Annotated in this window: 14 protein-coding genes, 2 tRNA genes and 1 pseudogene; 10 read left to right on the plus strand and 7 right to left on the minus strand. The window is 61.2% G+C overall.

The annotated features are described in order from the left end of the window. The first annotated feature begins 19 nt into the window (after positions 1–19). The 6 genes from rluD to gshA all read left to right on the plus strand — a co-directional run bounded on the left by rluD (position 20) and on the right by gshA (position 6,717). Entirely contained in the window at positions 20–985 is a 966-nt protein-coding gene (gene rluD, locus THIDRDRAFT_RS05150; protein WP_007039749.1) for a 23S rRNA pseudouridine(1911/1915/1917) synthase RluD, read from the plus strand. Further along, positions 982–1,719: a peptidoglycan editing factor PgeF gene (gene pgeF, locus THIDRDRAFT_RS05155; protein ID WP_007039750.1), complete on the plus strand. Its 738-nt coding sequence runs from the start codon at positions 982–984 to the stop codon at positions 1,717–1,719. Before rluD ends, pgeF begins: the two co-directional genes overlap by 4 nt. 61 nt (positions 1,720–1,780) lie before the next feature. Further along, entirely contained in the window at positions 1,781–2,302 is a 522-nt protein-coding gene (locus THIDRDRAFT_RS05160; RefSeq protein WP_007039751.1) for a glycine cleavage system transcriptional repressor, read from the plus strand. 3 nt (positions 2,303–2,305) lie between these two features. Beyond that, the gene (gene def / locus THIDRDRAFT_RS05165; RefSeq protein WP_007039752.1) at positions 2,306–2,809 is read left to right on the plus strand and encodes a peptide deformylase; all 504 of its coding nucleotides are present in this window, start codon (positions 2,306–2,308) and stop codon (positions 2,807–2,809) included. Positions 2,810–2,992: 183 nt separating this feature from the next. Then, positions 2,993–5,095, plus strand: a complete 2,103-nt coding sequence (locus tag THIDRDRAFT_RS05170; RefSeq protein ID WP_007039753.1) for a carboxy terminal-processing peptidase — start codon at positions 2,993–2,995, stop codon at positions 5,093–5,095. Between the two features lie 2 nt (positions 5,096–5,097). Then, positions 5,098–6,717, plus strand: a complete 1,620-nt coding sequence (gene gshA, locus THIDRDRAFT_RS05175) for a glutamate--cysteine ligase (protein WP_007039754.1) — start codon at positions 5,098–5,100, stop codon at positions 6,715–6,717. A 74-nt stretch (positions 6,718–6,791) separates the two neighbouring features. Here the strand turns inward: gshA and THIDRDRAFT_RS05180 are convergent, their stop codons facing one another. From THIDRDRAFT_RS05180 to nth, 5 genes are all read right to left on the minus strand, one after another. Continuing rightward, positions 6,792–7,439: a hypothetical protein gene (locus tag THIDRDRAFT_RS05180; protein WP_007039755.1), complete on the minus strand. Its 648-nt coding sequence runs from the start codon at positions 7,437–7,439 to the stop codon at positions 6,792–6,794. A gap of 240 nt (positions 7,440–7,679) precedes the next feature. Continuing rightward, on the minus strand, positions 7,680–9,077 hold the full coding sequence (gene sthA, locus THIDRDRAFT_RS05185) for a Si-specific NAD(P)(+) transhydrogenase (RefSeq protein ID WP_007039756.1): 1,398 nt from the start codon (positions 9,075–9,077) through the stop codon (positions 7,680–7,682). Between the two features lie 192 nt (positions 9,078–9,269). Then, positions 9,270–9,698 carry a host attachment protein gene (locus THIDRDRAFT_RS05190; RefSeq protein WP_007039757.1) on the minus strand — a complete coding sequence of 143 codons (429 nt, stop codon included), beginning with the start codon at positions 9,696–9,698 and terminating at the stop codon, positions 9,270–9,272. Between the two features lie 163 nt (positions 9,699–9,861). Continuing rightward, the gene (locus THIDRDRAFT_RS05195; RefSeq protein ID WP_007039758.1) at positions 9,862–10,293 is read right to left on the minus strand and encodes a DUF1841 family protein; all 432 of its coding nucleotides are present in this window, start codon (positions 10,291–10,293) and stop codon (positions 9,862–9,864) included. A 16-nt stretch (positions 10,294–10,309) separates the two neighbouring features. Then, positions 10,310–10,960 (minus strand): endonuclease III, encoded by a 651-nt coding sequence (gene nth / locus THIDRDRAFT_RS05200; protein WP_007039759.1) that lies wholly within the window; start codon positions 10,958–10,960, stop codon positions 10,310–10,312. Positions 10,961–11,060: 100 nt separating this feature from the next. Between nth and THIDRDRAFT_RS05205 the strand changes: the two genes are divergently transcribed. The 3 genes from THIDRDRAFT_RS05205 (at position 11,061) to THIDRDRAFT_RS05215 (ending at position 13,083) form a co-directional block, all read left to right on the plus strand. Then, positions 11,061–11,837 carry a lytic transglycosylase domain-containing protein gene (locus THIDRDRAFT_RS05205; RefSeq protein WP_040843935.1) on the plus strand — a complete coding sequence of 259 codons (777 nt, stop codon included), beginning with the start codon at positions 11,061–11,063 and terminating at the stop codon, positions 11,835–11,837. Between the two features lie 152 nt (positions 11,838–11,989). Continuing rightward, positions 11,990–12,361: a hypothetical protein gene (locus tag THIDRDRAFT_RS05210; protein WP_245535782.1), complete on the plus strand. Its 372-nt coding sequence runs from the start codon at positions 11,990–11,992 to the stop codon at positions 12,359–12,361. Positions 12,362–12,381: 20 nt separating this feature from the next. Then, entirely contained in the window at positions 12,382–13,083 is a 702-nt protein-coding gene (locus THIDRDRAFT_RS05215) for a hypothetical protein (protein ID WP_007039762.1), read from the plus strand. Positions 13,084–13,128: 45 nt separating this feature from the next. Here the strand turns inward: THIDRDRAFT_RS05215 and THIDRDRAFT_RS05220 are convergent. Continuing rightward, a tRNA-Leu gene (locus THIDRDRAFT_RS05220) sits at positions 13,129–13,215 on the minus strand. Positions 13,216–13,363: 148 nt separating this feature from the next. On the opposite strand from THIDRDRAFT_RS05220, the gene THIDRDRAFT_RS05225 reads away from it, so the two are divergent. Continuing rightward, positions 13,364–13,440: transfer RNA gene (locus tag THIDRDRAFT_RS05225), tRNA-Met, on the plus strand. 158 nt (positions 13,441–13,598) lie between these two features. Here the strand turns inward: THIDRDRAFT_RS05225 and THIDRDRAFT_RS25465 are convergent. Continuing rightward, a pseudogene (locus tag THIDRDRAFT_RS25465) lies at positions 13,599–13,737 on the minus strand (IS1595 family transposase); the annotation flags it as partial.

Genomic DNA, 13,737 nt, shown 5'->3' on the forward strand with positions numbered 1-13,737 from the left:
GCCGGTTTCCATCCTGAATATGACTGCCGCAAGAGACACGCTCATTCGTCGTTCGTTCCAGGTCGATCCGGCGTTTGCCGGGCGCCGTCTCGACCAGACATTGGCGAGCTTGGTCCCCGAGTTTTCACGCAGCCGCTTGCAGCAGTGGATCGAGGCCGGGCAGGTGCTGGTCGACGAGTCACCGTGCCGCTGTCGCGACAAGGTCTGGGGTGGCGAGTCGGTGCGTATCGAGGCCGTTTGCGTGCTCGATCAGGGATCCGTCGCCCAGGACATCGCGCTCGATCTGGTCTATGAGGATGATGACATCCTGGTGATCGATAAGCCGGCCGGACTCGTCGTCCATCCTGCAGCGGGCAATCCGGACGGGACCCTACTCAATGCGTTGCTCCATCATGCGCCCGCGCTGGCGGGCGTTCCACGCGCGGGAATCGTGCATCGCTTGGACAAGGACACGAGTGGGCTCCTGGTCGTCGCCAAGACCTTGACGGCACACAAGTCGCTAGTCGAACAACTGCAGCAGCGCACTGTGCACCGCGAATATCGTGCCCTGGTGGTCGGCGAGTTGGTGGCCGGCGGACGGGTCGAGGCCCCGGTCGGCCGTCATCCCGTGCATCGGACGAAGATGGCGGTCGTCGGCAACGGCCGAGCGGCGGTTACGCATTACCAGGTCCTCGAACGCTATTCCGGCCACAGTCTATTGGGTGTGGAACTGGAGACGGGTCGAACCCATCAAATACGCGTGCACATGACGCATATCCATCATCCGCTGGTCGGCGATCGCACCTATGGGGTGCGTCCGCGACCGCCTCAGGGGTGCGATCCCGCCTTGACCTCGGCTCTACAGTCCTTTCCGCGACAGGCGCTGCATGCGTTGCGCTTGGGTCTGGTTCATCCGGCGACGGGCGAGCCGATGGAATGGGAGGTGCCGATGGCGGCGGATCTGGATGCCTTGCTGGAGCTGTTCCGGCAGGAGCCCGGCGCTTGAATCCGATCCTCCCCGATTGGCCCGCTCCGGCGAACGTACGGGCGGTCTCGACGACGCGTGTCGGTGGACTGAGTTGCGGCCCATATGCCAGCCTCAATCTGGCCGATCATGTGGGCGACGATTCTGGGGCGGTCGAGCGCAATCGTCGACGACTCGTCCAGTCTCTCAATCTGCCGGGCGAACCCTGCTGGCTGAATCAGGTGCACGGCTGCCGGGTGGTCGGAGCCGATGCGGACGGGGCCGATGCGGATGCCTCGGTGGCGACGGAGCCGGGGGCTGTGTGTGCGGTCATGACCGCCGATTGTCTGCCTCTGCTCATCTGCGATGATCGTGGCACGCGTGTCGCTGCGGTTCATGCCGGCTGGCGTGGTTTGGCCGGCGGCGTCATCGAGTCCGCGATCGATGCCGTGGGGGGGGCGCCCGAGCGCCTGCTCGTTTGGTTGGGGCCGGCGATCGGTCCGGATGCCTTCGAGGTCGGTCCCGAGGTGCGCGAGGCGTTCGTCGCGGGGAGTCCCGAGGCGGTCGACGCCTTTCGGTCGAGCGCCGGTGGTTCGAAGGATGAGCGCTGGCTCGCCGATCTCTTCACCCTGGCCAGACAGCGTCTGGCGCGACGCGGGGTGCGGCGCGTCTTCGGTGGCGGTGATTGCACCCTCTCGCAACCCGAGCGGTTCTTTTCCTACCGCCGCGATGGGGTCACGGGGCGCATGGCGAGCCTGATCTGGCTGGCTCCATGACGGGATTGGCCTTTCGTAAGATGAAGAATTCGTGAGATCAAGAAACGGAGAGATGGAATCCATGTCCGATTGGAACATGTTGACACTGGTCGGCGCCGATCGGCCCGGCATCGTGGCGCGGCTCACGCGAGAGCTCTATCAGCTCGGCTGCAATCTGGGCGAGGCCTCCATGATCCGGCTTGGCGGCAGCTTTACCATCATGCTGATGGTTGGCGGCGACCGTTCGGCGGACGAGATTCGGGCTGCCTTGACGCCGGCCGTGCAGGAAATGGGATTGCGTCTGCATCTGGATCCGGTCCATGGCGGATTGCATCAGCATCTGGTGCCGAATCTGCAGGTTCGGGTCGCGGGCGCGGATCGCGCCGGAATCGTCGCCGATGTGACCGAGATCCTCGCCGGGCACGGGTTCAATGTTTTGGAGCTCGAGTCGGATGTCGCCGGTGATCAGGAGCGTCCTATCTATATCATGAACATCCAGGGCTACTGTGGCGAGACTCTGGAGGTGCTGGAGGGTGCGCTGGCCCCTCTCGGCGAGCGCGGCGTTTCGGTCGACGTCTCACCCGTGGATGTGATGATCGGTTGATCGATGGCTATTCTGGACATACTGAAACTCCCCGATCCGCGTCTCAAGGAGGTCTCGGAGCCGGTCGTCTCCTTTGACGATGCGCTGCGTGCATTCATCGCCGATCTGGAGGAAACCCGTCTGGCCGGTCCGGCTGCGGTCGGTATCGCCGCGCCACAGGTCGGACATCCCCAGCGCATCGTCATCCTCGACGTCTCCTCCCGTCCCAAGACACCGAATCACGGTCATCTGGTGTTGGTCAATCCGGAGATCGTGCATTGGGAAGGCTATGCCACGGGGCGCGAGGGCTGTCTGTCCGTTCCCGACTACACGGGCAACGTGATTCGTGCGACGCACATTCGGCTCAAGGCGCAGGACGCCGATGGTCGGGAAAGCGAGTTCGAGATGGAGGGGTTCGAGGCTCGGGCGGTGCAGCACGAGCTGGATCATCTCGACGGATTGCTGTTCGTCGATCGGGTCGTGAGTCGGCGCACAGATCTCTATCGTCGCAAGGTCTATAAGACCTGAGGACGCTAAATTTTTGTCCATTTCCGGGTTCGCCTCTAGTGTGTCCGTCTTGCGATGCCCATTTTCTGGGTAATCGTGACGGCTTGGGGCCGCCACGGGCTGCGTGATCCGTTCAAGCGGTCCGTGGCATCGATCGACGGTCCTTTGGTCACTGGATCCAGAGACCCAATACGAGTATTGATCATGAGACAGCGCCTTTCTCTCTTTCCGCTGGTCGTCGCGCTCTGCCTGATTTCGACGACCGTCTTTGCGACTCCCCATACGATTCCGCTCTCGGAGCTGTTCCCGGATCCCGGCCAGACCAAGGCGGCGATCGTGATCAACAAGGTGCTGGAGCGCTATCACTACCGCAAGGTTACGCTGGACAGCGCCTTCGCCAAGGATGTGCTGGCTCGGTATCTGGACGATCTCGATCCCAATCGGGCCTTCTTCCAGGCGCGCGATGTGGCGCGCTTCGAGAACGGCGCGCGTCATTTCGACGAAAATCTGCGTCGAGGCGAGCTGGATGTGCCCTTCGATATCTTCCGGGTCTATCGCATGCGGGTGGACGAGCGGGTCGCCTATGCGCTCAAGCTTTTGGATCAGAAGTTCGATTTCAGTCGTTCCGAGACCTATGCGTTCGATTCCTCCGAGACCCCTTGGGCCAAGGACGGCGCCGAGCTCGACGACCGCTGGCGGCGGCGCGTCAAGAACGACTATCTGACGCTGAAGCTTGCCGATAAGTCCGACTCCGATATTCGCGACCGTCTGCGCAAGCGCTACGAGGGTCTCGCGCGGCGCATCCATCAATTCAATGGTGGGGACGTCTTTCAGGCGTTCATGAATGCCTATACCGGAACGATTGAACCCCATACGAGCTACATGTCTCCGAGCACCTCGGAGAATTTCGACATCAGCATGAAGCTCTCGCTCGAAGGCATCGGGGCCGTGCTGCGGGCCGACAACGAATACACCGTGGTGCAGAGCACCGTGCCCGGCGGACCGGCGCGCGACTCCGGCCAGGTGCACACAGGCGATCAGATCGTCGGTGTGGCCCAGGGGCTCGACGGTTCCATGGAAGACGTGGTCGGCTGGCGTTTGGAGGATGTGGTCGAGAAGATTCGCGGCCCCAAGGGCTCGGTCGTTCGACTCCAGATCATGCCCAAGTCGAGCGGCTCGACCGCCCACACGCGTGAGGTCTCTCTGGTCCGCAACGAGATCAAACTGGAGGATCAGGCCGCGAAGAGCTATGTGGTCGACAAGCTCTCCAACGGGCCCGGCCTCAAGGTCGGCGTGATCGAGATCCCGGCCTTCTATCGCGATTTCGAGGCCGAGAGCGCTGGACGGAGCAATTTCCGCAGCACCACGCGCGACGTGCGCGCGCTGATCAAGAAGCTGACCTCGGAAGGCGTCAACGGCATCGTTATCGATCTGCGCGGCAATGGCGGCGGGTCCTTGGCCGAGGCGACTTCGCTGACCGGGCTCTTCATCGACCTCGGTCCCGTGGTGCAGGTCAAGGACGCCTTCGGTAAGGTCGAGGTCGAGGCGGACCGGGATCCGGGCGTCGCCTACGCTGGGCCGCTTGCGGTGCTGGTCGATCGCGAGAGTGCATCCGCTTCCGAAATTTTCGCTGCCGCGATCCAGGACTATGGTCGAGGGCTCATCATCGGCGAGCCGACCTTCGGCAAGGGGACGGTTCAGACTCTCATCGATCTCAATCGCTATGTCCCTGGCGATCACGACGACCTTGGGCGGTTACGTCTCACCATGGCCGAGTTCTTCCGCGTCAGCGGGGGCAGCACGCAGCTGCGTGGCGTGGAGCCGGACATCCGTTTCCCGACGGCGGAGTACATGACCAAACACGGTGAACGCTCGCTCGACAACGCCTTGCCTTGGACCCGTATCGATCCGGCCAGATTCAAGAAGGTCGGCGCGGTTCCGTTCGATCGGTTGGGGCGGCTTTCGGCTGACCGGATCGCCAGTAACTTCGGTTTCAAAATGCTGGCCGAGCGCAGCAAGCTGATGCGCGATGTCGAGGAGCAGAAATCGCTTTCGCTGCGCGAGACCGATCGTCGCGCCGAGGACGATGCGCGCGAGCGTCGCTTCAAGGACGATCAGGATCGTTTCCTGCGCTCTAAGGGAATCACCCCTGTCGACGAGGACGCAGATCAGATCGACGAGGATGCCTTGGATGCGCAGCGTGATGCCATCTCGCGTATCGAGGTGGACGAGGCCGCGCGCATCCTCGCCGATGAAATCCAACTTGGTCGCGGGTCCAATGCCCCGCGTGCCGTGATGAGGAATTGAACTTGACTGCACTCTATGCGCCGCTCGGACGGCGCGTCGAGCGCCTGTGGGCGGCTGGAGCCGCGCCGATTCTCGGGGAGAACCGTATCGGCTTGGAGAAGGAGGGTCTGCGGGTGTGTGCCTCCGGTAAGATCGCGCGCACCGCTCATCCACTGGCGTTGGGGTCGGCGCTGACCCATCCCTACATCACCACCGATTTCTCGGAGTCCCTGCTCGAACTCATCACCCCGGCGCTGACCGATCCCGATGAAGTGTTGGGTTTTCTTGAGGATGTCCATCGCTTCGTCTACGGCCGTCTTGGCGAAGAACTCCTGTGGTCGACCAGCATGCCCTGCGTGCTGGAGGGGGCTCGCAGCATTCCCCTGGCCCGTTATGGAACCTCCAATGCGGGGACCATGAAGACGATCTATCGGCGCGGGCTCGGCAATCGCTATGGCCGGGTCATGCAGGTGATCGCCGGAGTGCATTTCAACTTCTCGTTCGCCGATGCCTTCTGGGATCTCTATCGGGAGCAGGAGGGGGGCGGCGATGATGCGATGGCGTTCCGCTCCGATGCCCAGATGGGGATGCTTCGCAATCTGCAGCGGCTCGGATGGCTGGTGCCCTATCTGTTCGGCGCCTCGCCCGCTGTTTGCGCCAGCTTCGTTCAGGGGCATTCGACCGATCTCGAGCCCTTTGATTCCAGCACCTTCTATTATCCCTATGCGACCTCATTGCGCATGGGCGATATCGGCTATCAGAACAAGCAGGAAGAAGGGACCGGGCTGAAGGCGTGTTACGACAGTCTGGATTCCTACGTGCGCAGCCTCACCTGGGCCATTCGCACGCCCTGTCCCAGATACGAGGAGATCGGGGTCAAGGTCGGCGATCGTTACGAACAGCTCAACGCCAATGTGCTGCAGATCGAGAACGAGTACTACAGTACGGTTCGGCCGAAACAGCTGACCGAATGGATGGAGAAGCCGACTCAGGCATTGCGCCGACGTGGGATTCTCTATGTCGAGCTGCGTTCATCGGATGTGAATCCCTTCGAGCCGCTCGGTGTGGAGCGCGATCAACTGCTCTTCCTCGAAACCCTGATGCTCTATTGCCTGCTGTGCGACAGCCCCCGGATCGTTACGGCGGAGCGCGAACACATCGATGCGAATCTGGTGCGCACAGCCCATCGCGGGCGTGAGCCGGGCTTGATGCTGTTTCGTGATCGTCAGGGGGTTCCGTTGCGGATCTGGGCGGACGAGGTGCTGGGGCGGATGACGGAGGTTGCGGAATTGCTGGATGGCGGTTCCGGTGGGCCGCATACCCGGAGTCTGGAGTGCCAGCGCGAGAGGATCGCCTATCCCGATCTGACCCCCTCGGCGAGATTGCTCGACATGATGCGTGAGCGTCGTGAGGGATTCTTCGCCGTCTCTCGCCGTTTGTCCGAGGAACATCGTGCCCGTTTTCGAGCGCAACCCCCGAGCGAGGCGCGCCTGGCTCTGTTCGAGCAACTGGCCAGAGACTCGATACAGCGTCAGAGTGAGATCGAGGCTGCCGACGATCGGAGTTTCGACGATTTCTTGAGGGAGTATCTGGCCGAGGGAGAGGATTCGTCGCTTGAGCCCCCGTGTTTGGGTGTGATCTAACGGCCGATCTCGAACAGGAGACGCACAACGCCCCGCCGAGGCGGGGCGTTGTGCGTTGATCAGGTGCCTGTGTCTTACTGGTTTGGGGTGGGCGCCTGCTGTTGGGGTGCGGCCTGAGACGGCGCGGCCGGCATGTTCGGGAACATGGGGGCGGGCATGCCCTGGAAGCGGTGGTCGCAACGAGCCTGATGCATGGCCTGACGCTGCTCGCTCATCTGCTTGAATGCTGCGCGACGCTCTTCCATGCGCTGCTTGGCCTGGGCGCGGTAGGCGTCCATTTCCTTGATACGCTCCTGAGCGGATGCCGGCATTTCGGGGGCCTGGCCGAACTCGGGGGCATTGGGCATCTCTGGCATGTCAGGATACTGGCCGGCGAATTCGGGCATCTGCGGGAAGTCAGGGTACTGGCCTGGCTCGGGCATGGGCGGCATCTCTGGGAATGCCGGCGCTGCGCCATAGCCATAGGGGGCGCCGGGATAGCCGGGGAATCCGGTTGCGGCCGGACCCTGGTTGGCCATCTGCTCGGCGAACTGGCGCTGGGCCTCCATGGCCTGCTCCATCGCCTTGGTTTGCCGCTCCATGAAGGCCTGCTGCTGCTTGACCATTTCCTGCTGTTGTTCCGGCGTCAGGACCGGAGCCGGGTAGTAAGGAGCGTACCAGGCGCCCGCAGTCGTGGACGCAGCGGCGAGGGCGATGATGGAGGCGAGATGAAGCTTCTTCATGTGACACACCTTGATGCTGAGGGAAGGGGATGGGATAAACGGCAACCAGCCATGCCGACATTCCTGTCGTTGCAGTTATTTTGACCCTTTGCACGACCTTCCCGCCGAAGACCGGACCGGATGGATGCGCGAACGGGTTCTTCGTGTTGCACTCGAATCCAGCAGTGCAGATTAGGTGATTAGTATATAAGAACTTTCTGAATTATCAACCGCTATCCTAGAGTCGGCTCGGAAGCTGGGTCAGAAGAGGCGGTTCAATCCGTTCAGCGCGGCGACCCGGTAGGCTTCGGCCATGGTGGGATAGTTGAAGGTCGTTTCGGTGAAATAACGAATGTTGTTGCCTTCGCCGGGCTGAGACATGATCGCCTGCCCGATGTGTACGATCTCGGCGGCCTGCTCTCCGAAGCAGTGGATGCCGAGAATTTCGAGCGTCTCGCGATGGAAGAGCAGCTTGAGCATGCCGACCGTATGCCCCGTGATCTGGGCGCGGGCGATGCTCTTGAAGTCGGCCTGAGCGACCTCGTAGGGGATCTGGGCGGCGGTGAGTTCTCGCTCGGTACGGCCGATGGAGCTGATTTCGGGGACCGTATAGATGCCAGTGGGGAACTCCTCGATCAGCGACCAATCGCAATTGCCGTTGGCAATGTGGGCACCGACGAAACGTCCCTGATCGTAGCTGGCGCTGGCGAGCGAGGGGGCGCCGACGACGTCGCCGACCGCATAGATGTGCGGATGGGCGGTCTGGTAGCTGGCGTTGATTTCTAGCTGGCCGCGCTGATTGGGGGTGAGTCCGATCTCTTCCAGGCCCATGTCCAGGGTGTTTCCGGTGCGGCCATTGGCCCACAACAGAACCTCGGTCTTGAACTTCTTGCCCGATCGGCAATGGAGCACAACCCCGTCAGAATCGGCTTCGATGCGATCGTAGGTCTCGTCGTTGCGGATGACGACGCCTTGCTGGCGCAAGTGATAGCTCAATGCGTCGGTGATCTCGTCATCCAGGTGGGACAGCAGCCGGTCGCGGTTGTTGACCAGGTTCACCTTGACGTCGAGCGAACTCAGGATGGAAGCGTATTCGCACCCGATTACGCCGGCACCATAGATGGTCAACGACTTGGGCGTATTCTGCAGCGATAGGATGGAGTCACTGTCGCGGATTCGCGGATGATCGAAGTCCAGGCCGGGCGGATGATAGGGGCGCGATCCGGTCGCGATGACGAAATAGCGCGCGCGCAGTCGCTCGGTCAGACCGCTGGTGCCTTCGATCTCGATGCTCTCCGGGCTCAGGAATCTGGCGCGACCGAAGATGACGTCCACGCGGTTGCGGCGGTAGTGGCGAAAGCGGGTACGGATCTGGGTGCTGATGACCCCGTCGGCCGCCCTGAGCAGATCCGGAAGCTCGACCTCGATCTGGTGCTGGGTGTGCTGGAAGAGTGGATTGCGTCGATAGTCCGCGAGCATCTGGATCGAATGCCGTAATGCCTTGCTCGGAATGGTGCCCCAATGGGTGCAACCGCCGCCAACGGCATCATGGGCCTCGATCACCGCGACACGCTGCCCGGCTTTCGCAAGCTTCATTGCTGCGCCTTCGCCGCCCGGTCCCGTTCCAATGACGATTGTGTCGTACTCTCTCGTGCCCATGCGCCTCGACTCTTGCTACTATCAATAGGTTGCTAGATTAACATAGGTCTTTCTCGCTGGGATCCGAAGCCGGGGACGCGCGTACTCTCGGGTTGAGCTACAAGGCGGGGTGTCTTCGTGGGCGATGGTTGGGAGCTGCTGTTGTGGCGCATCCCTGCGCGCTCGGTCAGTGGCGGAGCGGTCCGTGCTGCTTCAGAGGAAATCGGGCAGATGTCGACGAATCGTTTCTGGGGGCTGAGCGGTGAGATTCTTGTCGATCTCTCCCGCGACCATCTGTCTTAGTGGGGGTGATTGACGCTTGCGAAGCAATCCGAGCAATCCGGGCGAGGCAAGGATATAGAGCTTGCTGAATAGGCCCTGATTACGAGCGGCCTCAAGATCATCGCAGATGAGACCGGCGAAACGTTCGGCATTGTCCTGCTTGTGGATGCCGTCTTCGTTGATCGAATGTGCTCCCGATGGCGTGTGGCTACGTCCTCCTTTGTCACTGATCAGGTCTCCCTCGTGCAATCTCCCTTCGGGAAACGCCAGCGTATTGATCTCTTGGATGGGACCGACCGCCTTTTCGGCGGCGAAGACCCGGGCGCGGCTGTTATCGGCAACCAGTATCCAAGTCGGCATGTGTCATCTTCCTCATTGGGTTGTGGCTGGCTCCTGCGTCGCAGGGCGTGACGGCGGCGCCCCGTCCTGATCGGCTTGCGGACAGGGCTCGGATTCGGGGCGAGGCGCTTGCCGCTGAGGTTGAGTGTAACAGCCTGTTCACACGAATGTGGGCGAGAGGTGCTCAGCGGTGTGCGGGGGCATCGATGCAGGCGAGATAGGCTTGCTCGTCGAACGGGCGTTGGTCGTGCTGGAGCTTCCACAAGGATTCGGTCAGGCATTCCATCATCCGGTGCTCGGCCTGGTGTGCGTCGCCAAACCGTTGCGCCAGTTCGAGATAACGCTGGCGGATGCCGGTTGGTTGGTCGATGCCGACCTGTTCTTGGATTGCGAGGTGCAGTCCGAGATGGAGGAAGGGGTTCGTCCGTCCCTGATGCGGCGGGAAATCCGCGTCGATTGAGGCGTCGGGGGTTTCGAGCAATCCCTGGTACTCCGGGTGCTGCTGGAGGATCTCGACGATTTGTCGTTCGAGCGGTTCCAAGGGTTCGGATTGTTTGGCCTTGCTCCAGGCCCGGATGAAGATCCGTCTGTGTGTCTCTCTGTCGGCGGCGAGCATGGTGTGGATTCCGGTGTTAAATGGTGGTCGGGCTGTCGGTTGTTTTGTCGTTGAACTCGCACAGATCGGCGATGAGGCATCGGGGGCAGTGCGGTTTGCGCGCGGTACAGACATAGCGTCCGTGAAGGATGAGCCAATGATGGGCATTCATCAGGTAGTTCTTGGGGACATGGCGTAGCAGTTGTTGCTCGACCGCGAGCGGTGTCTTGCCTTCTGCGATCCGAGTCCGGTTGGCGACGCGGAAGATATGGGTGTCGACCGCCATGGTCGGTTCGCCGAACGCCGTGTTCAGGACCACGTTGGCCGTTTTGCGTCCGACGCCTGGTAGCGACTCCAGCGCCTTTCGCTCTCTCGGGACCTGGCCGCCGTATTCGGAGATGAGGCGGTTGCAGGTTTCTAGGATGTTCTTCGTCTTGGCGTTGTACAGCCCGATGGTGCGTATGTGTTGCTTGAGACCCTCTGTGCCGAGTTTGAGCATGTCTGCCGGGGTGTTGGCGACCGAAAAGAGCGTGGCGGTGGCCTGATTGACGCTACGATCGGTTGCCTGAGCCGACAGGATCACGGCGATCAGCAGCTCGAAATCGCTGTGATAGATCAGTTCGGTTTTCGGGGATGGGTTGGCGGTGCGGAATCGCTCGAAGATGATCTGGCGTGTTTTGGCGTTCATCGCTTGAATTGTGTTGGAGACTATCGTCAGATGCAAAGCTCTCCGTGACGACTTTAGTCGTCCCGAGGCACGTAAGGGCAACACAATGGACGCTTACCGCATGATCAGATCCTCTCCGTCGACCAGGCTCCTCATCTGGCTGGCGCTTCTTCTGCTCGCCTGGGGAGGGCTCGCCGTTGGCGCGTCGGAGGGGAAGGGGGCGGAGACGCCCGCCGCTGAATCCGCTCCCGCCATGCTCAAGCCTCCGAGTCAGCCTCGGCCCAGTCGGGCGCGTGTCGATGATCTGATTTCGAAAGTCGCTAAGCGATATAAGGTGGAAACGGCCTTGGTTCGGGCAGTGGTGGCCGCAGAATCCAACTATAATGCCTATGCCGTTTCTCGGGCGGGGGCGATCGGTCTCATGCAGCTGATGCCGGCGACGGCCGCCGACTATGGTGTGCACTCGCCGGCCGCGCTGTTCGATCCGGAAGTCAACCTGCGCACGGGTACGCGGCATCTGAAACGTTTGTTGAGCAAATATAAAAATGACTATGGTCGTGTGATCATGGCCTACAACGCGGGCGAGGGCGTGGTTGATCGCACCAACAGTCGGGTGACCTATCTGGAGACGCTCAATTACACCGAGGCGGTGATCCGGAATTACCGGCGTCACGGTGGAACCGCTCCAACGCGGGATGCTTTGCGTCAGGTCCAGTCGCTGCGAGGAATGCGTTTTAACCGTCAGTCTCGGCGGCTGCTGAAGAAGTATCTCGATCCCTCGTTGCTCTCCTTGAAGGTCAAGCCCACGCTCGACGTGCGTCTGCTGAATCCGTCCCTGCATGAGGCGGGGCCGGAAAGCCTGCCGATGTTCGAGTTGGATTCGGGCCGCATGCCTTGACCATCCCATGTGCTGGTTGCGGGGGAGCGCGTTGATGGCCGGCTTAGTGACGTCCATTCGGTTTTCGGTAAGTGATTATGAATCGAACGCTTGAAAAGTTGCGCGAACTTGCGCAAGAAAGCGCCCTGAGCGCGCAAGACTCGCAGTCAAAGGTGCGTAAGACACACGAATCCTGTGCCCAGCTCGCTGCACCCCTCATTCGTGCCTTTCGGGACGTTGAGAAGGAGTTCGTCCGCATTTCGGTCCTGAAGCAGATCTGGCCGACCGACTACCATCGCCGCGACGATCGAGTGTCGGTGCTTTTGGCCGGGATGCTGGGCCCGGAGGATGCGCCCTACGGCCTCAAGCTGATCGTCCCCTATGGATATCTGCATTTCGAGGTCACGCTCAAGTCGGATGGTTTGCCGGTCTTTAGTTGCATCCGCGATACGCAAGGACAGCGCCCGATGTCGATGGATTTCCCTGATGTGGATCGCTGGTTGGAATTTTTCTACAAATCGATTGCCGATCTCGTTGAGCTCTGAGTTCCCTGGGCTCGGTACGCGTGCTTGATTTCCCGGTTGACCTTGCCCTATACAACTTCCTGCCAGTCGTTCTGACCGGTGCGGCGCTCTGGTTCCTGTTCTTGTTCGTTCGGGACAGGGTGTTCGATGGCTATCCGTTGGCCCTGCTCGGCGGGGTGCTGGTGTTTTTCGGTGGGTTGTCGAAGGCGCTCTGGAAGCTCATTGCCGCCCTCTCCGGAGTGGATGTTACCTGGTTGGCCGCAGCCCTGTTCCCCTTGATGGCACCAGGTTTTGCCCTGCTGGCCGTTGCGGTCTGGGCCGCTTCGCGTCAGCTGCGCGGGCGTCGCTCGCTTGGCGGGTGGCGTCTGGCCGTCTCGCTGATTCTTATGGCCTTCACTGTCTCAGCATTGAGACAATGGCTGTGGGATATTCCGCGCGGCTGGTTCTTGCCGTTGCTGATCCTCGCGAGTCTAAGCAATCTCGCTCTCAGTGCTCAGCTCATCTGGGCGGGCTTGCATCTGCGTCGCGGATCGATCGCGCTACTTTTTGGGATCAATCTGGGCATGATCTTCGCGCTTCAGCCGATCGCGATGACGGCCGCAAAGACGATGGCAATGCATTGGATCGAGCAGTCGCTGACCGCTGCGGGCACGGGATGTTTCGCCCTTGCCGCCTATCTGCTTTGGCGTGCATCGGTGCGAGAGGGGAGTGGGGTCGAGCGCATCGAGCGGTGGGGGGCGTGAAACGAAAAAAGGGGTGAGATGTTTCCATCTCACCCCTTTAAGTCATGGTACCGAGGGCCGGACTCGAACCGGCACGGTGTCACCACCGTCAGATTTTGAGTCTGATGCGTCTACCAATTTCGCCACCCCGGCTAAGGCGTGAGGGCGGATTATAGCGTCATTGAGCGCTCTTGTGTAGCTCTCGGATGCGCTCGTCAGCATATCGTCTGGAGCGCTCCGCTGAGTGCAGATTTTCCGCTTGCCCTGATCCGGGTTCGGTCATATAATTTGCAGCTCTTCTGGCTACGTAGCTCAGTTGGTTAGAGCATCGCACTCATAATGCGAGGGTCCCCTGTTCGAGTCAGGGCGTAGCCACCATATTTAAGCCTCGCGCACGGATGCGTCTGGCCTCCCCCCTAAAGACGCCTGTTCCCATTCATCATCCTCTCAATACCTCATGCGCTTATCTCGGTGCCGTCTGGGCTTCGGGTGCGCTCTGCTTGCTCGATTCGACCTTGCTTGCCCGCTCCTGATTATTAACATGCCTCAGCCATTTTCAGGAGACGGTGTGGCATCGGTGGAGTTCGCACGGCAGCCCATCCAAGGCGCGGGAGCATGGAGGCCAGATCAAATCGGCGATTGAAGCGATAGCAAAACTCGGCCAGGAAGCGCGGT

Origin of the sequence: Thiorhodococcus drewsii AZ1, from assembly GCF_000224065.1 — a bacterium.
In the GTDB taxonomy this organism is placed as follows: Bacteria; Pseudomonadota; Gammaproteobacteria; order Chromatiales; family Chromatiaceae; genus Imhoffiella; species Imhoffiella drewsii.